Origin of the sequence: Williamsia muralis (assembly GCF_002735905.1) — a bacterium.
Classification (GTDB): domain Bacteria; phylum Actinomycetota; class Actinomycetes; order Mycobacteriales; family Mycobacteriaceae; genus Williamsia; species Williamsia muralis_A.
In genome coordinates this window covers 944,853-969,059 of sequence record NZ_PEBD01000004.1, presented here as the reverse complement: position 1 = coordinate 969,059, position 24,207 = coordinate 944,853, and the positions used below count along the sequence as shown (strand labels likewise).

The following is a 24,207-nucleotide window of genomic DNA, read 5'->3' as shown; positions in this document are numbered from 1 at the left end:
TGTGGGTTCGCGACCATTGGCGACACTTGACCGATGACGCCACCCACATCGTCGGAACCGGCCGAAGAGTCGAGCACATCCCCCGGCGGTGGTACCCCGCCCGCCGGCGCTCTCGACGGTATCCGGGTGCTCGAACTCGGTTCCCTCATCGCGGGGCCGTTCGGCGCCCGCCTGATGGGTGACCTCGGTGCCGACGTCATCAAGATCGAGGCGCCCGGCTTGCCCGATCCGCTGCGCGGGTGGGGTCAGGCCGAACGCGATGGTCATCGATTTCTGTGGACGGTGTACGCGCGCAACAAACGTGCGATCACCCTCGACCTCCGCAGCGAACGCGGACGCGAACTGTTCCTCGAACTGGTCGACCAGTCCGACATCATCGTGGAGAACTTTCGTCCGGGCACCCTGGAAAAGCTCGACCTCGGCTACGACGTCCTCCGCGAGCGCAATCGGGGCATCATCCTCGTGCGGGTGTCGGGCTACGGGCAGACCGGACCGGACGCAGGACGGGCCGGGTACGCGTCCGTGGCCGAAGCGGTGAGCGGCCTGCGCCATCTCAACGGATATCCCGACCAGCCTCCGCCGCGGATCGCGCTGTCACTGGGCGACACCCTGGCAGGGATGTTCGCGGTGCACGGGGCTCTCGCAGCGCTGTACCGCCGCACCGTCACCGGGGAGGGCCAGATCGTCGACACGGCTCTGAACGAGGCATGCCTGGCGATCCAGGAATCGACGATCCCCGATTACGACCAGGGTGGCGTGGTCCGTGGGCCCTCGGGCACCCGGCTGGCCGGGATCGCGCCGTCGAACATCTACCCCACCGGAGACGGCTCGCTTGTTGTCATCGGCGCGAACCAGGACACCGTGTTCGCCCGGCTGTGCACGGCGATGGGCCGGCCCGAACTCAGCACCGACCCCCGTTTCGCCACCCACGGTGCGCGCGGCGAGAACCAGGACGAGCTCGATGAGCTGATCGCCCAGTGGACTGCCGAGCAGCCGCGCGACGCGCTGATCGAACTCCTCACCGCCGCGGGAGTGGTTGTGGGGCCGATCAATACGGTCGCCGAGGTGATCCGTGATCCGCAACTCATCGCCAGGGGCATGATCGCCGAGCACTTCGATGAGCGCATCAACGACACCGTGCTGGGTCCCGGTATCGTGCCGCAACTGACGGGCACCCCCGGCAGCATCCGTAACGCAGGCGCTCCCGTTCCCGGCTACCACAACAGCGAAGTCCTCGGCGCCCTACTGGGTTTGAGCTCAGACGCAGTGGCGGCCCTGCACGACGAAGGCGTTGTCTGAGTCGCACTCACCCGCCGAGTTCGCCGCTCGTCAACGCAGTCCGAGCCAGGCGGCCAGACCGAAACCCGCCAGCGCGATGGCAACCCGGAGCACCGCAACGGGCAGCCGGTTCACGACGGGTGGGCCGATCCAACCACCGGCGAGACAACCGAGCCCCATCGCCGCTGCCGATGACCAGTCCACGTCGCCGAAGATGGCAAAGCCCAATGCGGCAACAGCATTCGATGCACACAACAACACCGACTTGATCAACGTTGCCTGGCCGAGGGGCTGCGCGGTGAGGATGAGGGCGAATGCGGTGAAGATGATGCCCGCGCCGGCCCCGAAGTAGCCTCCGTAGACGCCGATCACCACGATGCCCGCCACAAAAATCCGGGGCGCGTCGCGATGGCCGGCGATCCGCCGGATCAGCGGCTGGCCGAGTACTGCCAGGGCGGCGGTGGCCACCAGGTACGGGACGATCGCCTCGAAGGCACCGGCCGGGGTCAGCAGGAGCAGAACCGATCCCAGCACTCCCCCGACCGCGGCGGCAACACACCAGAGGCCAAGACGTCTGTCGAAGGTCAACGAGTTCCGCGCCTGAGCAGTGCTTCCGACCCCGACTGGGATCAACGCGACCGTGTTGGTCATGTTCGCGGTCAACGGGGGCAGTCCGGCAATCAGCAATGCGGGATAGCTGACGAGTGAGGCGATCCCCGTCACGTAACCCACCACACCGGACAGGAAACCGGCGACGATCAGGAAAGCCAGTTCTGCCACAGCGGCAATCTACTCCGCCTTGCCCTCGCGGGTACCGGCCGGCACCCGGCACATCGGACTGTCCGTAGTCCACTTGGAGTCACGATGATCGCAAAGCTGTGCCAAACACGTACCCTTGCGCACCATTTCCGTCATACCCGACGTCCCCGGCGCATCCGTTGTGCCGGGGACGCCCGTCCCTGTCTCCTGGAAAGAACCGCCTCGTGATCGAAGTAGAAAAGCTCGGGAAGATCTACGGCACCGGGCCGACGGCCGCGACCGTGCTGGACGACGTCAGTTTCACCGTCGACCCCGGCGAGATCTTTGCCATCGCCGGACCGAGCGGCGCCGGCAAGAGCACCCTCGCGCACTGCCTCAACCTGCTCGAACGGCCCACGTCGGGCAAGGTCGTCGTGAACAACCAGAACCTGACCGAGTTGAGCACCCGGGCCCTGCGGGATGCCCGCCGGCGTATCGGCACCGTCTTCCAGTCGTCCAGCCTGCTCTCGCGGCGGACGGCAGCCGAAAACGTGGCGCTGCCATTGGAATTCCTCGGCGTCACCAAGGGACAGACACGCGACCGCGTGGCCGAGCTCCTCGACAGGGTCGGCCTCACCGACCGCGCGGACCTGTATCCCCACCAGTTGTCCGGAGGGCAGCGACAGCGCGTGGGCATCGCCCGTGCCCTGGCCCTGCGACCCTCGGTGCTGCTGTCCGACGAGGCGACGTCGGGACTGGATCCGCAGACAACCGACTCCTTCCTCGAACTGCTGCGCGAGGTACGCGAAGAACTCAACCTGGCGGTGGTGTTCATCACCCACGAGATGGACACCATCGTCAAGGTCGCCGACAGCGTCGGCCGCCTGGATGCGGGCCGGATCGTCGAAAAAGGTTCGCTGGTGGACCTTCTCACCGACTCCACCTCCGTCCTCGGGCGATCGCTGCGTCCTCGGGGGACCTCTGCCGATCCCGAGCCGGGCCAACGCTCGTTCGAACTCACCTACAACTCGACATCGGTGCCTGCCGACTGGATCAGCCGCATCGGATCCGAGCTGTCCGTGCCGATCTCGATCCTCGGGGCCGCCGTACAGGTGGTCGACGGTGTGTCCGTCGGCGAGATCACGGTCTCGGTACCGGACGAGCTCGCCGGAGAATTCCTGCAAAGCGCAGCCCGCCACGGGCTCTCGACGAGCCTGCCCACCAAGCCCGTGGTCGAGGTCGCGGCATGAGCGACATCACGCACCTCGCGGCGATCACCGTACCCACCGACGAGATCCCGGATCTGCTGATCCCGGCGTTCGTCGACACCCTCACGATGGTGTCGATCGTGATGGTGATCGTGCTGCTCGTCGGCGTGCCACTGGGCGCGACGATCCACAACCTGGCGCCTGGCGGCCTGTTCGAGAACAAGGTCTTCCACTCACCGCTGTCGTGGGTGATCAGCATCGGCCGCTCGTTGCCGTTTCTCGTCCTGATGACGTCGATCATCCCGCTCACCCGCCTGATCACCGGCACCAACATCGGCATACCCGCAGCGGTTGTCCCGATGTCATTGGCGGGCATCGCCTTTTTCACCCGAATCGTGGAGAACTCGCTGCGGTCGGTGCCACCGTCTGTGATCGATGTGGCCCGCGCGTCGGGCGCATCCAACGGTCAGGTGATCTGGAAAACGCAGATACCCGAGGCACTTCCGAACATCGTCGGCGGCCTCACCATCAACACCATCGCGATGATCGAGTACTCGGCCATTGCGGGAACGATCGGCGCAGGCGGTCTGGGCTACATCGCCGTCACCTACGGCTATCAGCGATTCGATCACGGCGTGATGATCGCGACCATCGTGACGCTGGTGATCACGGTGGCACTCATCCAGATCGTCGGCGATGCGCTGGTCCGTCACCTCACGCCGGGACAGACCATCCGCGCCCGGTCACACGCCTGACCCCGTACCCGCTCGACCACCGCGACCACCTGACGCGGGAAACAACATCCACTGCGCGCACCCCCGTGCCGTTTTCATCTGCACACCCACTGATTTCGCCCACCCCCGATTTCACCCACCCCTGATTTCGCCCCACCCCTGATTTCGCACCGATGAGGAGATAACCATGACGTCCACAACTGAGCGCCCCACCGGAAGCGGTGACCCCGGCGGCTTCGACATCAAGTCCCGCAGGCGACTTCCGCTGTACATCGCGATCGGCGTTGTCGTCGCGGTGGTGCTCGCGTTCGTCGGATGGCGGTTCTGGGGTGGGTCGGATTCGAAGTCACCCAACGAAACGGCCGGTGCGACACTCGAAATCGCGACGGCCGAGGGCAATGCCGCCGAAGAGGCGCTCGTCGACTTCATCGCCGAGGAGGTCGCCCCGAAGTACGACCTGAAGATCAAGTTCAAAGGGCTGGCCGACAGCACCACCATCAACCGAGCGGTGAACGACGGCGAGGTCGCCGGAACCATCTACCAGCACAAGCTGTGGCTGGGTCAGGTCTTGGAAGCCAACCCCGACTTCAAGGAAGAAGCCGCAACCCCGGTCTTCCGTTGGGGATTCGGCATCTGGTCGGACAAGTACACCGACCCCGCGCAGCTGCCCGACGGCGCCACCGTGTCGTTGTACTCCGATCCTGCCAATGAGGCGCAGGGCCTGTGGCTGCTCGAGCGTGCCGGTCTGATCGAGCTGAACCCGGCGGCAGACAAGTGGAAGGCCACCCAGAAGGACATCGTCTCCAACCCGAAGAACCTGCGATTCACACTGCTCGACTTCGCGGCGCAGTCGCGCGCACTGCCCGACATCGATGCCGCCGTCGGCTACACCGAGTACTACCTCGCCGCCGACATCGACATCAAGAAGCAGATCTTCGCGCCGCCGGCACCCGACGAGTTCGCCGGCCAGCTGACCATCGGCACCAAGTGGAAGGACACCGAGAACATCAAGAAGCTGGTGCAGGTGTTCAAAGACCCTGCGGTACAGGAGTACCTGGCCACCGACCCTCAGGTGAAGAACATCCTGCTGCCCATCTGATCACGCCGATGCGGCGTCCTCGTAGCGGCCCCGGTCTGGGAGCACCGCCACGAGGGCGCCGCGTCTTCGTCAGTGGGCGAAGTGCCGTGCACCTGTCAGGTACAGCGTGATGCCGGCATCGTGTGCGGCACTGATGACCTCGTTGTCGCGAATCGAACCACCAGGCTGCACAACGGCTTTCACTCCCCCGTCGATCAGCACCTGCAGACCGTCCGGGAAGGGGAAGAAGGCGTCGGACGCACCCACGCTGTTCATCGCTCGTTCGCCGGCTCGCTTGACCGCCAAGTGTGCCGAATCCACCCGGTTCACCTGGCCCATCCCGACACCGACCGACGCCTGGTCACTGGCCAGCAGGATCGCATTCGACTTGACGGCGCGGCATGCCCGCCAGGCGAACACCAGATCGGCGAGGGTCGCGTCATCGGCCGGGTCACCGGCAACCAGCTGCCAGTTCTCGGGCGAATCGCCACTCGCGTCGAGGATGTCGCGCTGTTGCACCAGCAACCCTCCCGACACGGGGCGCAGTTCCAGGCCCGCGCGTTGCGGGGGCTGTGCGAGCAGTACACGTACGTTCTTCTTGCGGGTCAGCACCGAGAGTGCGCCGTCCTCGAAACCCGGCGCCACCACCACCTCTGTGAAGATCTCGGCGACCTGCTCAGCCATCTCCATGCTGACCGGGCGGTTGGCGGCGATCACGCCGCCGTATGCACTCACCGGGTCACAGGCATGGGCCTTACGGTGCGCCGCCGCGATGTCGTCGTCGACCGCGATGCCACAGGGGTTGGCGTGCTTGATGATCGCGACCGCAGGTTCACCGAAGTCGTACGCGGCCCGCCACGCTGCGTCGGCGTCGGTGTAGTTGTTGTAACTCATCTCTTTGCCGTGCAACTGTTCGGCCTGCGCCAGCCCGGGGGCTTCGGAGCCACCTACGAACAACGCTGCGGACTGGTGGGGGTTCTCGCCGTACCGCAACACCGGCGACCGTTCCCAGCTCTTGCCGATCCACATCGGCAACGAGCCCTCGGGCTCGGGAGCGACAACCGAACTCATCCACGAGGCCACGGCCACGTCGTAGTCGGCGGTGTGCCGAAATGCCTTCGCCGCGAGCGCTTGCCGTTCGGTCAACGTGAAGCCACCGTCAGCGACCGCGGTGAGGACCGTCGCGTAGTCCCCTGGATCGACCACCACCGCCACCGATGGGTGATTCTTTGCGGCACCGCGCACCATCGACGGACCGCCGATGTCGATCTGCTCGACGCATTCATCCGGACTCGCGCCCGACGCCACCGTCTCGGTGAACGGGTAGAGGTTCACCACCACGAGCTCGAAGGCCTCGATGCCGAGTTCCTCGAGCTGGTCGAGGTGGTCGGGTTTACGGGTATCTGCAAGGACGCCCGCGTGCACCCGGGGATGCAACGTCTTGACCCGGCCCTCGAGGCATTCCGGAAACCCCGTCAGTTCGGAGACCTCGAGCACCGGTACACCGGCCTCGGCGATCTTCTTCGCGGTCGAACCGGTCGACACGATCTCGACGCCGGCGGCGTGCAGCCCCTCGGCAAGCTCCGCGAGCCCGGTCTTGTCGTACACGCTGACCAGTGCACGTCGAAACGGTTTGCGCTGCAGGTCACTACTCACGGAATGTGGGCCTTTCGTCCTTCGATGACAACACCTTTGGTGGCAATCGAACGCACAACCGCTACCAGCAGCACTCGCTCGACCATCTTGATTCGTTCGTGCAACGTGATCTCGTCGTCGCCTGGGCTGATCGCGACGGGCGCCTGGGCGAGAATCGGGCCGGTGTCCACCCCGCCGTCCACGAGGTGGATCGTGGAACCGGTGACCTTGACGCCGTGCTCCAACGCGGCGGCCACAGCATGCGCGCCCGGGAACGAGGGCAGGAGTGCCGGATGCGCGTTGATCGTCCGGCCGCCGAAGCGTTCCAGGAAATGCGTGCCCAGGATTTTCATGAACCCGGCGGACACCACCAGGTCGGGCGCGTAGCCCGCGACCGTGTCGGTGAGACGGCGGTCCCATTCGGTGCGGTCGCCCTCCAGGGGCACCACTGCGGTGGCGGTCCCTCGCCTGCGCGCGGATTGTTCAGCAGGACAGTCACGGTCGCAGATGACCGCCGCCACGTTGGCCGGATACTCGTCGTCCTCTGCGGCGTCGAGCAGGGCCGACGCCAGGCTGCCGGCGCCCGACGCGAGGATCACGACGGTCACCGGTGTGGCTGACGGCATGGCGTCCAGGGTGATTCTCCTCGAACTCGGTGGGGCGTAGCCGGGTCCGCCATCTGAAAACAGGACCTCGGGCGGGCGGCTGCGTCGCTCGGACCGAGCCTAATGGCCGCCGATTCAGCGGGTGCGCCGGGTACCGAAGTCGTCGGTCGACACCAGTTCTTCGCCTTCGGCGACGTCGATGGGCTCGTCCACCACCACACTGCCGGTGTCGTCCCACACCTCGTCCAGGGCCCAGTCCTCCGGGTCCCAGCCGTCCACGATCACCTCGGGTCGGCCCGGCTCCGGCGACAACTCGTGGTCGCGGTCGTCATCGAGCGGGGTCTGTTCGTCGACGGGGACGAACTCGATGGCTGCTTCGTCTACCACCGGAATCGACTCGACGACCTCGTCGTCGGTGTCCGAACGGCCTTCTTCGCCACGGCCGTCATCGTCGTAGTAGTCATCGTCGATGATGTTCGACCGGGCACGGCGTCTGCTCGGCAACGCGCTGTACACCAGGGCCGTCACCGATCCGATCACGGCGATCCACCCGAACATGAACACCCCGGCCACCGGCAGGTTGGCGCCGACCTTGCCCAGAACGCCCAACTCGCCACCAGCCAGCACGCTGGCGATGACCAGGAAGAGTGATGAGGCAGCGGCGGCGACCACCACCATCCGGATGTTGCGCAGCAGCGACCCGTCCAGACAGAGCCGGCCCACGAAGAGCGCTGTGCCTGCTATCCCGATCAGTAGCAACGCTGTCCAGTGCCCGGCTCCACCATCGGGAAGAGCGGCGAGTACCGGCAGCGGCGGAACCTGACCGCCCTGTGATCCGAACAGGTCGACGGTCGCCCCGCCGACGGCCACCGGCGCCCCGACCAAGGCGCCCGCCGCACCGATCACCATGTTGGGCAGGTACAGGATGGAGAGCAACGTCAGTCCGAGGCCACCGATCCAGCCGTTCCCGGCCGCGAGCAGGTCGCCGGCGACCGACCAGTTGATCACCAGCCGCACTGCCACCACCATCGCGCCGAGCGTCATGAGTGCGGTCACCGCAACGACCCCACAGCGAAGTCCTTTGAGGACCCAGTCGGCGACTCCTGCGCGCACGACCAGGGTGGACCACCATTTGAGGCCCACGCCGATTCCGGCGCCGACTGCATGCACTCCGAACGTGCAGGCGAAGGCCAGCAACGCATCCGGGCTCTGGATGGTCATCACGGTGGATGCGTCCATCACCACCGCCAGGGACAAGATGGTGGCGAGAAGGGGCCCGCCGATGGCCGAGAGGATCACAGCCGTCACCTCGCTGTGAGGACGGTCGACATCTGTTGCCCGCGTGGTGGCCCGCGCCACCGCAGCCACCACCAGCAGGGTCGGGGCCAACGGCAGGACCCCGATGGTGACCTCGCCGATGGTGAGTGGGATCTGGTGGATGCCCAGCCACATGGACGCAACGGTGGCAGGCAGACTGCCGAGCCCGTCACCGACCGCCACAAGGGTCAGCGCGGCGATGACAACCAGGATTGCGAGGGTGACCGCAGTGGTCCCGAACGCCAGGCGAACCAGCGCCCGTGCCGAGTCCGCGGCGCCCACCTCGTCGGCGCGGCGGGTCCGGCGCATCTCACGCAGACGCGCGGCGAGATTTTCCGCTGTAGAGCTGGCCACCCTTGTCAGGGTGTCATTTGCCCGGCGAACAGATGGTCAGGCGCGCCGAGCGGTCGGCAAGACTAGCGGCCTCCCGTGCGCCCGCACCGTGGCAGACGTCACGGACACACGAAAAAGCCGGCCACCACACATCGTGTGATGGCCGGCTCGTCCTGACCTGGACCGAAGTACTAGCTCAGCGCTCCGGCGACTTGAACTGCGTGGTCTGGTCGCCGTAGGGGTTCTGCTGCTCACCTGACGGCGTCGATGGGGCGTCATACGGCGCGGAAGCACCGGGCTGAGCGCCGAAGCTGCTTGTTCCGGGAGCCGCGGACGGCGTGCTCTGCTGACCTGGACCCGTGGACGGTGACGACGGGCTCGACGGGACCACCGTGGTGGCATCCGACGATCCGGCAGGCCCGGAATCGGACTTGCCCAGTCCGATCGAACCCGAGTCGGTGCCCTGCTGCCCGTAACCCGACTGTGCGTAGGGATTGCTCTGCCCGGGGGCAGCCTGGTGACCACCGGAATGCTGGTCACCTGACCCGGCAGCCGTGGCTCCGCTGCTCTGGCCGTAGGAGGAGGCCGCGCCGTATCCGCCTGCCTGGCCGTATCCGGTGCTCTGGTCGCCTGCCTGGCCGTAGCTGGTGCCCCGGTCGCCGGTCAGGCTGCTGTTCGAATGTTGACCAGTGCTGGTCGACGCGGTGTCCGCGCTGGCGTTCGAGGCGCCAGAACCAGCGGTCTTGATGATCCCGGCCTCTGTGAGGAGCCACGCGATGGCGACCGCAGCCTGGAGGACGGCGAAGACGATCGCGAGGATGAAGCCGATCCCGGCGTCGATGTCACCCTTGGTGAAGAACTGGAACAGCAACACCAGTGCGCCGATGACCGACATCGCGGCAACGATCCCGCTGAGCTTGGCGTTCTGCCGGAGGAGCGCTGTGGTGAGCGCGATGAGACCGGCTGCCCCGAGAAGCGCGATGGCCGTGGGGAGTCTGAGGAACAGATTGTTCTGGTCGACGTCGAAGCCTTCGGCGTCGAACGCGGGCGCGAAGCCGAGGAAGAAGTTGATCAGGCCCAATGCGCCGACGGCATAGGCAAGGTATTTCGCGAGATCGGCGGGCAGACCCTTGGGCCCCTGTGACTGGCCGTAACCCTGTTGTCCGTAACCCTGCTGACCATAGCCCTGCTGGGCGTAGCCCTGGGCCGGCTGCTGGCCGTAACCCTGCTGACCGTATGGCTGCGACGGTTGTCCGTAGCCCTGCTGACCGGCGGGCTGCTGGCCGTAACCCTGTGCAGGCTGACCGTAGCCCTGGCCGTAACCGGGATTCTGCGCCTGCTCGCCACCGGGCTGCTGGCCATAGCCGGGGTTGTACGACGGCTGTCCTGATTCGTGCTGCCCCGCGCCGGGGTACTGCGAGCCCTGGTACGGCTGCTGCGAACCGTAGCCGGACCCACCGGGTTGATAGCTCATGTTCACTCCTGCTGTTGAGGGTGTTCGTCCCGCGTGCTGCTCGGCGGATTTATATGTCGCGCCTTACGCTAGTACATCCACTGGTGACGACAACCGTTGATTTCGACTGCGACAACAAACGGACTACGTCACTACCAGCTGTGTTCGCGGCCCTGCTGTCGATACCAATCCAGCAATTCCGGTGCGTCCACCGACCGCGGGTCCACCGCGACATCGGCGCGACCAGCCAAGATCGCGGTCACCGGTACCTCCAGCTTCTTGCCGGTCCGGGTGTGTGGGATGCCCGGTGCCACGATCACCTCGTCTGGGACGTGTCGCGGCGACAGCCTGCGCCGGATGTCCGAACGCACCTGCGCGACGAGCGATTCGTCGAGGGATGCGCCCGGGGTCAGGGTGACGAACAACGGCATCCAGTACGCGCCGCCGGGTCCGTCGACCCCCACCACGAATCCCTCGGCGATCTGGTCGATGCCCTCCACCACCTCGTAGATCTCGGCCGAGCCCATCCTGATCCCGTTGCGGTTCAACGTCGCGTCACTACGACCGTGGATGATGATCGATCCGCGGTCGGTGACGGTGACCCAATCGCCGTGTCGCCACACGTGTGGACGGGGGCCGGCGGCCCACTGGTGGTCGAAATACGCCTTCCGGTAACGCTCCCCGTCAGGGTCATCCCAGAACCCCACGGGCATGGACGGCATGGCGGTGGTGATCACCATCTCTCCGACCTCGCCGATCAGCGGTTCGCAGTGCGCACTCCAACTGGCCAGTTGGACACCGAGATACCGCACCGACAGCTCGCCCGGCACCACAGGGACGCCTGGCGAGCCGCCTGCGAAGGCGGTCACCACATCGGTCCCCCCGCTGATCGAGGACACCGGAATACCCTCTCTCACATTCTGATCCACCCAGATGAACAGGTCTGCCGCGAGCGTGGAACCGGTGCTGCCGATGGTACGTAGCGCGCTGAGGTCGTGATCTGTACCTGGATGGAGCCCCGCCTTGCGTGAGGCCTGCAGCTGCCCGGGACTGGTACCGAAGTAGGTGACCCTCTCCGATTCGACCAAGCCCCACAGCCTGTCGGCATCCGGGTTGAGGGGGTGGCCGCTGTAGCAGATGATCCTGGCCCCCACCAGCAGACCGGCGACCTGGTAGTTCCACATCATCCAGCTCAGGGCCGTCTGCCAGAAGAACACGTCGTCGCGGTTCATTGCACCATGCAGGCCAACGGCTTTGAGGTGTTCGAGCACCACACCACCGTGGCCATGCATGATGCCTTTGGGCTTTCCGGTGGTGCCGGAGCTGAACAGCACCCAGAGCGGATGGTCGAAGGGTACCGGTTCAGGCTTCAGGTCTGCCGAACGGCGTGCGGCGACGGAGAACTCGACGGCAGCGTCGGCCGAATCCGCATCTTCCGGGTCGGATTCGGCGGTACGCACGACCAGCTGCCCGGTCAGCGTCGGGAGCATCCCGGCCAGCTCCGCACTGTCGCCGCGTTTGTCGATCCACTTGCCGCCGTAGTGATAACCGTCGGCCCAGATCATCACCTGCGGGTCCAATTGGGCGAAGCGGCCGGCAGCACCGGCCGGCGCGTAGTCCTGGCCACAGCCAGAAAACACCGCTCCGAGCGAAGCGGTGGCCAGGAACGCGATCACGGCCTCGGGAACATGCGGGAGGTAGGCCACCACCCTGTCCCCTCGCCCGACGCCCATCTCACGCAATGTCGCTGCGACACCGGCGATCTGCTGTGGCAGTTCACCCCACGTGATCTCGGTACGGCGGCCATCCTCACTCAGCCCTACGATGGCGACACCGTCCTGGTCGGTGTGCGACAGGATCTGATCGACGTAGTTGAGCGAGACGTCCGGGAACCACCGTGCACCCGGCATCTCGGGATCGCGCAGTACATCGGAGTCGGCGTCGCCGAGCGTGCTACCGCCGGTCGCTCGCACGCCGAAGTGGTCCCACACCTCGCGCCAGAACTGCTCGGGCCGGTCCACCGACCACTGCCACAGATCGTCGTACCCGTCGAACCTCAATCCGCGGGCAGCACCGACCGCATCGGCGAACTCGTCCATTCGACTCATCGGCCGATCCCGAGGATGTCCCGCGCACTCTCCCGCATCTGGACCTTGCGGATCTTGCCGGTGACCGTCATCGGGAACGCTTCGACCACGTGGACGTATCTGGGGATCTTGTGTCGCGCGATCTTTCCGTCGGCGAACGCGCGGAGATCGTCGACGGTGAAATCGCCGACGCCGTCACGCAGTTGCACCCATGCCATCAATTCCTCGCCGTACTTCTCATCCGGCACCCCGATGACCTGGGCGTCGAGGATGTCGGGATGGGTGTAGAGGAACTCCTCGATCTCGCGGGGGTAGATGTTCTCACCACCGCGGATCACCATGTCTTTGATGCGGCCGGTGATCTGGACGTAGCCGTCGCCATCCATGACGGCCAGATCGCCGGTGTGCATCCAGCCGTCGCCGTCGATGGCCTCGGCGGTCTTGTCGGGCTGGTTCCAGTATCCGATCATCACGCTGTAACCACGGGTGCAGAACTCGCCGACGTCGCCGCGGGGCACGGTGTCCCCCGAGACCGGGTCGACCACCTTGATCTCCAGGTGTGGTGCAACCCGGCCGACGGTGCCCACACGCCGGTCGAACGTGTCGTCGGAGCGCGTTTGCGTCGACACCGGCGACGTCTCGGTCATGCCGTAACAGATGGACACCTCCGACATGTGCATCTTGTCGATCACCTGCCGCATCACCTCCGCCGGGCACGGCGATCCGGCCATGATCCCCGTGCGCAGGGAGCTCAGGTCATAGGTGTCGAAATCGGCCAGCGCGAGCTCGGCGATGAACATCGTCGGAACGCCGTACAAGCTCGTGCAGCGTTCGCCCGCAACAGCATCGAGCGTCTTGGCGGCGTCGAACCCTGGTGCCGGAATCACCATCGCCGACCCGTGGGTGGTGGCCGCCAGGTTTCCCATCACCATGCCGAAACAGTGGTAGAACGGGACAGGGATGCAGATGCGGTCCTGGTCGGTGTAATTGCACAGCTCCCCCACCAGGTAGCCGTTGTTGAGGATGTTCCGGTGAGACAGGGTGGCACCCTTGGGATTACCTGTTGTGCCGGAGGTGTACTGGATGTTGATCGGGTCGTCGGGCGTCAGCGTCGACGCGATGGCGTCGAGTGCGGACAACTCTGATTGCGTTGCTGTCGAGAGCAGTTCGGACCATTCGTCGGAACCGAGTAGAACCACCGACGCGAGGTCGGGACAGTTGTCGATGGCGGTGGTGAGCATCCCGGCGTAGTCGGCGTCGCGGAACTGCGGTGCAGCGATCACGGTGCGCGTTCCCGACTGTTGCAACGCGAACTCGATCTCGGTCTGGCGGTATGCCGGGTTCAGGTTGACGAGGATCAGGCCCGACTCGGCCGCCGCGTACTGTGTCAGCACCCATTCCGCACAGTTGGGGGCCCACAGCCCGATTCGGTCGCCCGGCACCAGGCCGCTGCGTGCCAGGCCGGCAGCCAACGCACGCACCTGATCACGGAACTCGCGATAGGTCCACCGACGACCCGTCGGAACGTCGACCAGGGCCTCGTTGTCACCGAATTTCTCGGCGGTCTGTCGCAACGACTCCCCGATCGTGACGGTGAGCAGCGCCGGTTGCGGCAGCCCCTCCGCGTGCGAGGGCTCAGGTGTTGCCATGAAATGCGCTCCTAGTGTGATTCGGCGCGGCGCATGATTGCCTCCGCCTGTCCCAACAGGGGTGAATCGATCATCTGCCCGCCGACCTGGAACACCCCGCCGGTGTTGTCTTTGTCGGCTCCCAGAATCTGCTCCGCCCAACGGATCTCGTCGTCAGTGGGTCGGTAGGCCGCTCGAACGATATCCACCTGCGACGGGTGGATACACGCGGTGGCCTCGTAGCCCAGGTTCACCGCGTCGAGCGCCTCTGCATGTAGACCGTCGGTGTCGGCGATGTCGATGTGTACCGAGTCGACGGCGAAGCGCCCGTGGGCGGCGCAGGCCAGCCGAACCATGCCGCGAACCTGCCTCACCACGTCTCGATAACGTCCCGTGTTGGCTTCGCCGGAGCTGAACCGGCTCGACCGCCCGCCCATGGCGGCGACGAGGTCTTCGGCACCCCACATCAGCCCGATGCAGTTCGGCGCCGAGGCGATCTGCTCCACGGCCAAGGCGCCGGCTGGGGTCTCGATCAATGCGATCACCTGGTACCCGACCTGTGACAGATCCTCGGCGGTCTCACTTTTGGAAAGCATGACAACCCGGTACGCCGTCTGCGCGAGGGCTTTGAGGTCGCGGTAGTGGTCACCGGTGCCGGCGGCATTGATCCGCACGATGGTGATGTTCGGGTCGATCGGATTGTTGATCAGTGCTTCGCGAGCGGCCTCGCGTGCGTCAGGGCGCACCGCATCCTCGAGGTCGATGATGACCGCGTCGGCACGCTCTGCAGCTTTGGCATACCGCTCGGGACGATCTGCGGGGCAGAACAGAATGGCCGGGCCGGGCGGACTCCAGTTGGTCACCGGTGCTCCTCCTATGTCTCGGTGCGCCACCTGTCTGGACCTCACGTGACGCGCTTGCGCACGAGCGTGGACCGCTGAGCTACAGCAACCACGTCGCCGTGCTGATTTTTTCCGATGTGACGCAATGACACCACGCCCTCGCCGGGTCTGGATTTGCTTTCCCGTTTTCCCGTGCATTCGGTCTCGGCGTACAGCGTGTCGCCGTGGAAGAGCGGTGCGGGGAACGCGATCTCCGAGAAACCGAGGTTGGCCACCAGGGTTCCCTGCGTCAATTGACTCACCGACAATCCGACGATCGTCGAGAGTGTGAACATCGAGTTCACCAGGCGCTCCCCACCGAAACCCGGTTGTTCAGCGGCGTACGCCGCGTCGAGATGCAGTGCCTGGGTGTTCATGGTCAGGGTGGTGAACAGGACGTTGTCGGCCTCGGTGACCGTTCGCCCTGGCCGGTGCTCGTACACCGTGCCCACCTCGAACTCGTCAAACCACAAGCCGCGCTGGGTGACCCGACGTGGTTGCGGCGAGCCCTCGCTCTGGCGGTTCGTCTCGTTCTCGCCGGTCATGCCGCTCACTCCGCTCACGCAAAGCCCAGCTCGCGCGCGATCAGCATCAACTGCACCTCGGTGGTGCCCTCGCCGATCTCCAGGATCTTCGAATCCCGGTAATGGCGTGCCACCGGATACTCGTTCATGAAGCCGTAGCCGCCGTGGATCTGTGTGGCCATGCGTGCGTTGTCCATGGCGGCCTCGCTCGAGACCAGCTTGGCGATCGCCGCCTCCTTCTTGAACGGTTTGCCGGCGAGCATCTTCGATGCCGCGTGGTAGTACGCGGTGCGCGCGGTGTGGGCGCGAGCCTCCATCCGGGCGATGGCAAACGACACCGATTGGTATTCGCCGATGGCCTTACCGAATGAGTGACGTTCCTTGGCGTACTTCACACTCTCGTCCACGCAGCCCTGCGCCACCCCGGTCGCCAACGCCGCGATCGCGATTCGTCCCTCGTCGAGGATGGACAGGAAGTTGGCGTAGCCGCGGCCGCGTTCACCGAGCAGATTCTCCGCGGGCACCCGCGCGTCACTGAAACTGAGCGGGTGGGTGTCCGACGCGTTCCACCCCACCTTGTTGTATGCGGGCTCGGCGGTGAAACCCTCTGTGCCACTGGGCACGATGATCGTCGAGATCTCCTTGCGGGCCGACCCGTCCGGTCCCGGTGACCGCGCCCCGGTGACGGCCGTGACGGTGACCAGCGAGGTGATGTCGGTGCCGGAGTTGGTGATGAATTGTTTGGCCCCGTTGATGATCCACTCGTCGCCGTCCTGTTTGGCCGTGGTGGCGGTGGCACCGGCATCCGAGCCCGCGCCCGGCTCGGTGAGCCCGAACCCTGCCAACGCGCGGCCGGCGATCAGGTCCGGCAGCCACTTCTGCTTCTGCTCTTCGTTACCGAACCGGTAGATCGGCATGGCGCCGAGGCCCACACCGGCTTCGAGGGTGATGGCCACCGACTGGTCCACCTTGCCCAGTTCCTCGAGTGCCAGCGACAGCGCGAAGTAGTCCCCTCCCATCCCGCCGTATTCCTCATCGAACGGCAGACCGAACAGGCCCATCTCCCCCATCTGGCGCACCACCTCGTACGGGAAGGTGTGTTCGGCATCGTGTTTGGCCGATACCGGGGCAACCACCGACTGTGCGAAGTCGGCCACTGTCCTGCGCAGTTCGTCGTATTCGACCGTCAGGTCGTCGGTGATGGTCATGTGGGATTTCCTTCCGAGTGGTCGATGATCGTTGCCAGCCGCTGGCCGCTGGTGACCTTGTCGCCGACCGCGACCACCACCGACAGGTCACCGGCACGTGGAGCGGTCAGCGTGTGTTCCATCTTCATCGCCTCGACGACAAGTACAGGCGTACCGGCCTCCACCGACTCGCCTCCTGGATGCAGTACGGCGACAACGGTTCCCGGCATGGGACTGGTGATCTCTCCGAGTTCCTCGGCATCGGAGGACGACCGCAGGATCTTCGCCTCGGCGATCTCCCAGGTACCGGCCGGGCCGCTGACCCAGTAATGTCCCGGGCTGTCGGTCCGGTGGCCCGCGGCCGGCTTTGATGGCGCTTGCACGATCAGCCATCGCGACGTCATACCGTCGAGGGTGAGTCGCTCGCCGGAGACCGATGCTGTGGCGGTCCGGTCACCGACGGTGACGCGGGCGTCGGTTTCCGGTCCTGTCACCGCAACCGTCACCACATCGTCTCCGATCTGCAGGCGTGTCCTCGTCGGTGCTGGTCCACCGATGCGCCAGCCGACTTGCGACGTCCACGGTGTTTCACCGCTGCGACCGGTTCGCACCCGGTGAAGCCCGACCAATGCCAGTGCCTCGAAAGGGGGCGGGGGTTCGCGGTAGTCGACGACGAGGCGGTCGAGCAGCTCGGTGTCGAGCTCTGCGGCCCGAACATCGGGCTGGTCGAGCACGTGGCGGCAGAACCCGATGTTGGTGCGAACGCCGAGCACGTGGGTGCGCTCCAACGCTGCATCCAGACGGGCGATGGCATCGGCGCGATCATCGCCGTGGACGATGACTTTCGCCAGCATGGGGTCGTAGTCGCTGCCCACAACGTCTCCGGTGACGATGCCCGAGTCGACCCGGACACCGGGGCCGGCGGGTTCGTCCACGAGGAGCAGGGACCCACCGGTGGGAAGGAATCCGGCAGCAGGGTCTTCGGCGTACACCCGGGCTTCGATTGCGTGGCCCGTCATCGTCACGTCGTCCTGGGCGAAATCCAGTTTGTCCCCCCGGGCCACCCGCAGCTGCCAGTCGACGAGGTCGACGCCGGTGACCAGCTCGGTGACCGGGTGTTCCACCTGCAGACGGGTGTTCATCTCCATGAAGAAGAACTCGTCGGGTCTGCGTGCCGAGACGATGAACTCCACCGTCCCGGCGCCGGTGTAGCCGACCGACCGCGCCGCGTCGCAGGCCGCCGCGCCGATGCGGGCACGCGTGGCGGTGTCGAGCAGCGCCGATGGCGCCTCCTCGATGACCTTCTGGTGCCGTCGCTGGAGGGAACATTCGCGCTCGCCGAGGTGCACCACGTTGCCGTGGGTGTCGGCGAGTACCTGGACCTCGATATGACGTGGGGTGTCGACGAACCGTTCGAGAAACAGCGTGTCATCGCCGAATGCCGCCTTGGCCTCGCGCCGGGCGGTCCGCAGCGCGGCAGGAAGGTCGACCGGATCGGCGACTCGGTGCATCCCTTTGCCGCCACCGCCCGCGCTCGGTTTGATGAGCACCGGGAACCCGATGTCGGACGCTGCCGCGATCAGGTCGTCGTCGGTGAGCCCGGGCCGGGAGATGCCGGGAACCACGGGGACGTCGCGAGCCGACACAGCCTCCCGCGCGGCGATCTTGTCGCCCATGATCTCTATCGCCGCTGCCGGGGGACCGAGGAAGACGATCGACGCCTCAGCGAGCGCACGTGCGAAAGCCGCGTTCTCCGAGAGGAACCCGTATCCGGGATGCACCGCATCGGCGCCGACACTCCGCGCGGCAGCGATGACCGCGTCTATTTTCAGGTAGCTCTCGGTCGCGGCGGCCGGGCCGAGACGCACGGCCTCGTCGGCCATGGCCACGTGCAGCGAATCAGAATCCGCGTCCGAGTACACCGCAACGCTGCGGACTCCCGCTTGCCGCAAGGTGCGGATCACCCGGCAGGCGATCTCCCCGCGGTTGGCGACCAATACCGTGTCTATCTGTTTCATCACCACATCACATCCGAAAGACGCCGTAGGACACCGGCGCGAGCGGTGCGTTGCGCGCAGCGGCAAGCGCCAGCCCGAGCACGGTGCGGGTGTCGGCGGGATCGATCACGCCGTCATCCCATAGCCGTGCGGTGGAGTAATAGGCGTCCGATTGTGTGTCGAACTGCTCGCGGATCGGCGCCTTGAACTGTTCCTCGTCCTCCGCAGACCACTCCTGGCCGCCACGCTCGATCTGGTTGCGCCGCACCGTCGCCAAGGTGTCGGCAGCCTGCGGTCCACCCATCACCGAGATGCGTGCATTGGGCCACATCCACAGAAACCGTGGCGAGTAGGCACGCCCACACATCGAATAGTTCCCGGCACCGAACGATCCACCGATCATCACGGTGAACTTGGGCACCCGAGCGCAGGCCACCGCGGTGACCATCTTGGCGCCGTTCTTGGCGATCCCGCCCTGCTCGTATTCCCGTCCCACCATGAACCCGGTGATGTTCTGCAGGAACACCAGAGGAATCTTGCGTTTGTCGCACAGTTCGATGAAATGCGCTCCCTTGAGCGCACTTTCACTGAACAACACGCCATTGTTGGCGATGATGCCGACAGGGTGGCCATGGATGTGGGCGAATGCGGTGACAAGCGACGTCCCGTACCCCGCCTTGAACTCATCGTATTGACCGGCGTCGCAGATGATCTCGATCACCGCGCGAACGTCGTACGGGGTACGAGCATCGGTGGGTACCACGTCGTAGAGATCGGTCTGCGCCGCAACAGGCTCGCGAACCGACTGCACATCCCACTGCGGGGGGTCGGCCGGCCCGAGCGTGGCGACGATCCGCCGGACCCGTTCGAGCGCGTCCTCGTCGTTGTCCGCGAGGTGGTCGGTCACCCCGGACACGGTCGAATGCATCAGTCCGCCACCGAGGTCCTCGGCGCTCACGTCTTCTCCGGTGGCGGCCTTCACCAGTGGCGGTCCGGCGAGGAAGATGGTGCCCTGATCGCGCACGATCACCGTCTCGTCGCTCATGGCCGGGACGTAGGCACCACCGGCTGTGGACGACCCGAGCACAGCCGAGATCTGCGGGATACCGGCGGCGCTCATGTTGGCCTGATTGAAGAAGATGCGCCCGAAATGGTCGCGGTCGGGAAAGACCTCGTCCTGCTGCAGCAACATCGCACCGCCGGAGTCGACCAGATAGATACACGGCAACCGGTTCGTCGCCGCCACCTCCTGGGCTCGCAGGTGCTTCTTCACGGTCACCGGGTAGTAGGTGCCGCCCGACACCGTCGCGTCGTTGGCGATCACCACGCACTCACGTCCGGCCACCCGCCCGATGCCGGCGATCACCCCTGCCGCGGGCGCCTTGCCGCCGTACATGTCCTCGGCTGCAAGCGGCGCGATCTCCAAGAACGGACTCCCGGCATCGAGAAGCGTGTCGACCCGGTCACGAGGCAGCAGCTTCCCGCGGTCCAGGTGCCTGGCTCGCGCCTTCTCGCCACCACCTTGGGCCACGCGATCCAGTCGGGCACGCAGAGCCGCCACGTTGGCCTCATGCGTTGCACGCCACCGGGGTGCGGTTGCGGTCGTGGACACGGGCGTCCACCGCCTTTCAGTTAGGAACGATTAACTGAAGTCACTGTAAGTGCTGGCAGACCCATTGTCACGCGATTGGCGACATCGCGGCCGAAGTTTCGCCGATCCCGCCCACGCCCGCACTCCCGCCTGCCCCCGATATCCGCACACGCCGAGATCCGTCGTGACCCGCATCACAGGTTGACGTACGATCGCGGTACCGAAGAGCAAGCTCCGACCCACCACCCCCGGGTCGGCACAACACAATAGAGAGCCGGGTAAACAGCCATGACCCTCGTTACGCAGAACCACCACGACGGCGACCACGACCGCGATCCACTCGGCGGAGCAGCCGCTTCCGTCGAGTCCTTCTCACTGGACGACCGCTACACCCGCGAGTCCGGGACCGTCTACCTCACCGGCATCCAGGCACTGGTCCGGATGGTTCGTGACCGGGCCCGTCTCGACCGCAGGCAGAATCTGCGCACAGCGTCCTTCATCTCCGGCTACGAGGGTTCTCCGCTCGCCGGTTACGACCTCGAGATCGCCCGCCGCGCCAAGTACCTCGACCCGTTCGACGTGGTGCACCGCCCGGGGCTCAACGAGGAGATCGCCGCGACATCGGTGATGGGTTCGCAGGTGGCAGCCCAAGTCGGGACACTGTCGAACCGCGGAGAGACCAGTGCGCTCGACGGCGTCGTCGGCTACTGGTACGGCAAGGCACCAGGCCTCGACCGGGCCACCGACGCCCTCCGGCACGCCAACATCATCGGCACCCACCCCACCGGCGGCGCCGTCGCCCTGGTCGGCGATGATCCGGGTGCCAAGAGTTCCACCGTCCCCTGCGCCTCCGAGATGGCGCTGGCAGACCTGTACATGCCGATCCTCTATCCCGCCGACTCCCAGGACATCCTCGATCTCGGAGTCCACGCCGCGATCATGTCTCGGGTGTCCGGCCTGTGGACGTCGATGAAGATCTCCGCCCATGTCGCCGACGGGGCATCCACCGCCGATGTGCACCCCGACCGCATCCTCCCCATCTACGGCGATCTCGGCACCAGTCCACATGTCCCCAGCGGAAAGCTGTTGGGCGCCAACCTGATGGAGCTCGAACAGAACCAGCTGACGATCCGTCTGCCCCGCGCGATGGAATACGCACGCATCAACAGGCTCAACCGGATCGTCTCGCGCACCCCGGACGACAGGATCGGCATAGTCGCGGCGGGCAAGACCTACCTCGATGTCCGCGAAGGGCTGCGGCTGATGGGGATCACCGACGCCGACCTGGGCCGTCTGGGCGTCCGAATCCTGAAGATGGGCATGGTGTACCCGTTCGAGCGCGAGATCATGACCGAGTTCATCGCCGGGCTCGACGAGGTCATCGTGGTCGAGGAGAAACGGGACTTCCTCGAAACGATGATGCGCGACATCCTGTTCCGCCGCCCGGATGTACCGAACATCGTCGGCAAGTCCAACGAAGACGGATCCACCCTGTTCTCGCGGTTCGGCGAACTCGACATCGATTCGGTGACCCGCGGTCTCGCGAACCGACTCGCCCGTCACCACCAGATCCCCGAAGCCAAGAACTGGCTCGAGACCAGCGGTCGCAGTCGGGGCCGCATCGAACTACCGCTGGCAGTGCGCAGCCCGTACTTCTGCTCGGGATGCCCGCACAACAGCTCCACCAAGGTTGCCGACGGAACATTGGTGGGCGCCGGGATCGGTTGTCACGCCATGGTCTTGCTCATGGACCCCGACCAGGTCGGTGACATCGCCGGAGTCACACAGATGGGCGGCGAGGGTGCGCAGTGGCTGGGAATCTCCCCGTTTGTCGACGAGAAACACTTCGTGCAGAACATCGGCGACGGAACCTTCATGCACTCGGGATCGCTGGCGTTGCGTTCGGCAGTCGCCGCCGGGTCGAACATCACCTACAAGCTACTGTTCAACGGCACGGTCGCGATGACGGGTGGACAGAACCCGGTCGGCCAGATGGACCTGCCACAGATCACCAAACTACTTCTGGCCGAGAGGGTTCGGCGCGTGGTGGTCACCTCGGACGATCCGATTCGCACCCGTTCCCTGCAGCTACCGCCCGGAGTCGAGGTGCGCAGTCGCGATGACCTGATGCAGATCCAGCAGGAGCTCGCGGCCATCGAGGGCGTCACTGTGCTCATCCACGATCAGCACTGCGCCGCTGAGAAGCGGCGCAAGCGCAAGCGTGGTGAGCAACCGACTCCCACCACGCGCGTGATGATCAACGAGCGGATCTGCGAGGGGTGCGGCGACTGTGGCGAGAAGTCCAACTGCCTGTCGGTGCATCCGGTGTCGACGGAGTTCGGTCGCAAGACCCGGATCGATCAGAGTTCGTGCAATCTCGACTTCTCGTGCCTCAAAGGCGATTGCCCGTCGTTTGTCACGATCACCCCCGGCGAGGCCGCTCGGGTTCGCCACACGGTGCCGAACATCGACGCCGACGTGTTGCCGGCGCCCACCGCCACCAAACGGATCGACGACGGATTCACCCTCCGGGTCACGGGTATCGGCGGCACCGGGGTTGTCACGGTGTCCCAGGTGATCGCCACAGCAGCCGTTCTCGACGGGCACGTGGCACGCACGGTCGACATGACCGGGCTGGCGCAAAAGGGCGGCGCAGTGGTGAGCGACGTCAAGGTCAGCTCGGGCGTGGTGGAACAGGCGGCGAAAGTCGCGTCGGGTGACTGCGACCTCTACCTGTCGTGCGACGGGCTCGTCGGCGTGGACCCGGCGAACCTGAAGGTGGCCTCGCCCCTCAAGACCACCGCCATCGTCTCCACCACCAAGATCCCGACAGGCGCGATGGTCATCGACACGTCGGTGTCCTACCCCAGCGATGCACAGATCGCGTCGTCCATCGACCGGTCGGTGCAACGAGGCATCTACCTCGACGCCGGTGAGCTCACGCTCGAACTCTTCGGTGACGAGCAGTACGCCAACATGCTCCTGGTGGGTGCGGCATTCCAGTCGGGAGCCATGCCGATCACGGCCGAATCGATCGAGCGTGCCATCGAGCTCAACGGCGTTGCCGTCGAACGCAATCTGCAGGCGTTTCGCCGTGGCCGGCAGATCGTCGCCGATCGCGAGGCGGTCAGATCCGCTGTGGCGGCCGCACACCCGGCGCCCACACCATGGCAACCCAGCACCCGGGCCATCACCCTCACGCGGTCGCTGGACAGTGTGAGCACCGAGGTGCTGGACACGGTGCGACGCCGGGTCGATGAACTGATCGACTACCAGAGCGTCTCCTACGCAACCGATTACGTCCGGTTCGTCGGTGACGTCGCACACGCCGAAGGCCGGCCAGAGGTGGGCGGCCTCACCGACGCCGTGGCGCGCAATTTGTTCAAACTGATGGCCTACAAGGACGAGTACGAAGTGGCACGTCTGACGCAGGACCACCAGTTCGCAGCCGAGGTCGCCGGCCAGTTCGGTGAAGACGCAAAAGTTGCTGTGCGCCTGCATCCGCCGACTCTCCGGTCGCTGGGCATGCGCAAGAAGATCGCCATCGGGGCCTGGGGCACGCCTGCGCTGAAGTCACTGGCGAAGGCCAAGCGCCTACGTGGCACCAAGCTCGATCCGTTTGCGCGCGCCGAGGTCCGCGAGACCGAGCGGGCACTGATCGTCGAGTACCGCGAACTCATCATTCGGTTGCTGGAGGCCTTTGCGGACGGCCGACTGACCGCCGACGACATGCCTTCGGCTGTTGCGGTGGCCGAGCTGCCCGACATGGTGCGCGGATACGAAGACATCAAGATGCGCAACGTGGACCGGTACCGCGAGGCAGTGGCCGAACACACTGCGGCACTGGATATCTGAACCGCCGCCACCGCCCGCAGTACGCGAGGACGCTCCAGGAGCACCTGGGCGTCCTCGCGTTCTGTCACCTCTGGTCAG

At 65.8% G+C, this 24,207-nt stretch carries 17 protein-coding genes; 5 read left to right on the top strand and 12 right to left on the bottom strand.

Annotation, left to right across the window (positions count from 1 at the left end; translation table 11 throughout):
- Window positions 1–33: 33 nt before the first annotated feature.
- Complete coding sequence (locus CSW57_RS05205; protein ID WP_099381713.1) at window positions 34–1,299, top strand: CaiB/BaiF CoA transferase family protein; 1,266 nt, start codon at window positions 34–36, stop codon at window positions 1,297–1,299.
- A gap of 30 nt (window positions 1,300–1,329) precedes the next feature.
- Here the strand turns inward: CSW57_RS05205 and CSW57_RS05200 are convergent, their stop codons facing one another.
- A complete protein-coding gene (locus tag CSW57_RS05200; RefSeq protein ID WP_099381712.1) occupies window positions 1,330–2,058 on the bottom strand; it encodes a sulfite exporter TauE/SafE family protein in 729 nt (242 codons plus the stop codon).
- A gap of 203 nt (window positions 2,059–2,261) precedes the next feature.
- Here CSW57_RS05200 and CSW57_RS05195 point away from each other — a divergent pair, with 203 nt between their 5' ends.
- The 3 genes from CSW57_RS05195 (at window position 2,262) to CSW57_RS05185 (ending at window position 5,057) form a co-directional block, all read left to right on the top strand.
- Window positions 2,262–3,266, top strand: coding sequence for a methionine ABC transporter ATP-binding protein (locus tag CSW57_RS05195; protein WP_099381711.1), 1,005 nt, complete (start codon window positions 2,262–2,264; stop codon window positions 3,264–3,266).
- Entirely contained in the window at window positions 3,263–3,979 is a 717-nt protein-coding gene (locus CSW57_RS05190) for a methionine ABC transporter permease (RefSeq protein WP_099381710.1), read from the top strand. Before CSW57_RS05195 ends, CSW57_RS05190 begins: the two co-directional genes overlap by 4 nt.
- Window positions 3,980–4,145: 166 nt before the next feature.
- The gene (locus CSW57_RS05185) at window positions 4,146–5,057 is read left to right on the top strand and encodes a MetQ/NlpA family ABC transporter substrate-binding protein (protein WP_099381709.1); all 912 of its coding nucleotides are present in this window, start codon (window positions 4,146–4,148) and stop codon (window positions 5,055–5,057) included.
- A 69-nt stretch (window positions 5,058–5,126) separates the two neighbouring features.
- Here CSW57_RS05185 and purH read toward each other — a convergent pair whose 3' ends face one another.
- The 11 genes from purH to CSW57_RS05130 all read right to left on the bottom strand — a co-directional run bounded on the left by purH (window position 5,127) and on the right by CSW57_RS05130 (window position 20,295).
- Window positions 5,127–6,692 (bottom strand): bifunctional phosphoribosylaminoimidazolecarboxamide formyltransferase/IMP cyclohydrolase, encoded by a 1,566-nt coding sequence (purH, locus tag CSW57_RS05180; RefSeq protein WP_099381708.1) that lies wholly within the window; start codon window positions 6,690–6,692, stop codon window positions 5,127–5,129.
- Complete coding sequence (gene purN / locus CSW57_RS05175) at window positions 6,689–7,297, bottom strand: phosphoribosylglycinamide formyltransferase (RefSeq protein ID WP_099381707.1); 609 nt, start codon at window positions 7,295–7,297, stop codon at window positions 6,689–6,691. Before purN ends, purH begins: the two co-directional genes overlap by 4 nt.
- 114 nt (window positions 7,298–7,411) lie before the next feature.
- The gene (locus CSW57_RS05170) at window positions 7,412–8,947 is read right to left on the bottom strand and encodes a cell division protein PerM (protein ID WP_143696482.1); all 1,536 of its coding nucleotides are present in this window, start codon (window positions 8,945–8,947) and stop codon (window positions 7,412–7,414) included.
- A 175-nt stretch (window positions 8,948–9,122) separates the two neighbouring features.
- A complete protein-coding gene (locus CSW57_RS05165; protein ID WP_143696481.1) occupies window positions 9,123–10,400 on the bottom strand; it encodes a DUF5336 domain-containing protein in 1,278 nt (425 codons plus the stop codon).
- Window positions 10,401–10,531: 131 nt separating this feature from the next.
- Window positions 10,532–12,478 carry an acetoacetate--CoA ligase gene (locus CSW57_RS05160; protein ID WP_223249084.1) on the bottom strand — a complete coding sequence of 649 codons (1,947 nt, stop codon included), beginning with the start codon at window positions 12,476–12,478 and terminating at the stop codon, window positions 10,532–10,534.
- A gap of 5 nt (window positions 12,479–12,483) precedes the next feature.
- Window positions 12,484–14,115, bottom strand: a complete 1,632-nt coding sequence (locus CSW57_RS05155; RefSeq protein WP_099381703.1) for an AMP-binding protein — start codon at window positions 14,113–14,115, stop codon at window positions 12,484–12,486.
- Window positions 14,116–14,126: 11 nt separating this feature from the next.
- Window positions 14,127–14,957, bottom strand: coding sequence for an HpcH/HpaI aldolase/citrate lyase family protein (locus CSW57_RS05150; RefSeq protein ID WP_189339131.1), 831 nt, complete (start codon window positions 14,955–14,957; stop codon window positions 14,127–14,129).
- A 41-nt stretch (window positions 14,958–14,998) separates the two neighbouring features.
- Complete coding sequence (locus CSW57_RS05145; RefSeq protein ID WP_099382068.1) at window positions 14,999–15,520, bottom strand: MaoC family dehydratase; 522 nt, start codon at window positions 15,518–15,520, stop codon at window positions 14,999–15,001.
- 14 nt (window positions 15,521–15,534) lie between these two features.
- On the bottom strand, window positions 15,535–16,707 hold the full coding sequence (locus CSW57_RS05140) for an acyl-CoA dehydrogenase family protein (protein ID WP_099381702.1): 1,173 nt from the start codon (window positions 16,705–16,707) through the stop codon (window positions 15,535–15,537).
- Window positions 16,704–18,704, bottom strand: coding sequence for an acetyl/propionyl/methylcrotonyl-CoA carboxylase subunit alpha (locus tag CSW57_RS05135; protein WP_189339130.1), 2,001 nt, complete (start codon window positions 18,702–18,704; stop codon window positions 16,704–16,706). Before CSW57_RS05135 ends, CSW57_RS05140 begins: the two co-directional genes overlap by 4 nt.
- Before the next feature lie 7 nt (window positions 18,705–18,711).
- Window positions 18,712–20,295 (bottom strand): carboxyl transferase domain-containing protein, encoded by a 1,584-nt coding sequence (locus CSW57_RS05130; RefSeq protein ID WP_099381700.1) that lies wholly within the window; start codon window positions 20,293–20,295, stop codon window positions 18,712–18,714.
- A gap of 267 nt (window positions 20,296–20,562) precedes the next feature.
- Here CSW57_RS05130 and CSW57_RS05125 point away from each other — a divergent pair, with 267 nt between their 5' ends.
- A complete protein-coding gene (locus CSW57_RS05125) occupies window positions 20,563–24,129 on the top strand; it encodes an indolepyruvate ferredoxin oxidoreductase family protein (protein WP_099381699.1) in 3,567 nt (1,188 codons plus the stop codon).
- Window positions 24,130–24,207: the final 78 nt, after the last annotated feature.

Excerpts from the sequence above, each read along its gene's own strand:
- CSW57_RS05165 (WP_143696481.1), bottom strand. The coding sequence starts at position 10,400 with ATGAGCTATCAACCCGGTGGGTCCGGCTACGGTTCGCAGCAGCCGTAC.
- CSW57_RS05205 (WP_099381713.1), top strand. The coding sequence starts at position 34 with ATGACGCCACCCACATCGTCGGAACCGGCCGAAGAGTCGAGCACATCC.
- CSW57_RS05140 (WP_099381702.1), bottom strand. The coding sequence starts at position 16,707 with ATGACCATCACCGACGACCTGACGGTCGAATACGACGAACTGCGCAGG.
- CSW57_RS05125 (WP_099381699.1), top strand. The coding sequence starts at position 20,563 with ATGACCCTCGTTACGCAGAACCACCACGACGGCGACCACGACCGCGAT.
- purN (WP_099381707.1), bottom strand. The coding sequence starts at position 7,297 with ATGCCGTCAGCCACACCGGTGACCGTCGTGATCCTCGCGTCGGGCGCC.
- CSW57_RS05185 (WP_099381709.1), top strand. The coding sequence starts at position 4,146 with ATGACGTCCACAACTGAGCGCCCCACCGGAAGCGGTGACCCCGGCGGC.
- CSW57_RS05160 (WP_223249084.1), bottom strand. The coding sequence starts at position 12,478 with ATGGACGAGTTCGCCGATGCGGTCGGTGCTGCCCGCGGATTGAGGTTC.
- CSW57_RS05145 (WP_099382068.1), bottom strand. The coding sequence starts at position 15,520 with ATGACCGGCGAGAACGAGACGAACCGCCAGAGCGAGGGCTCGCCGCAA.
- CSW57_RS05190 (WP_099381710.1), top strand. The coding sequence starts at position 3,263 with ATGAGCGACATCACGCACCTCGCGGCGATCACCGTACCCACCGACGAG.
- CSW57_RS05135 (WP_189339130.1), bottom strand. The coding sequence starts at position 18,704 with ATGAAACAGATAGACACGGTATTGGTCGCCAACCGCGGGGAGATCGCC.
- CSW57_RS05155 (WP_099381703.1), bottom strand. The coding sequence starts at position 14,115 with ATGGCAACACCTGAGCCCTCGCACGCGGAGGGGCTGCCGCAACCGGCG.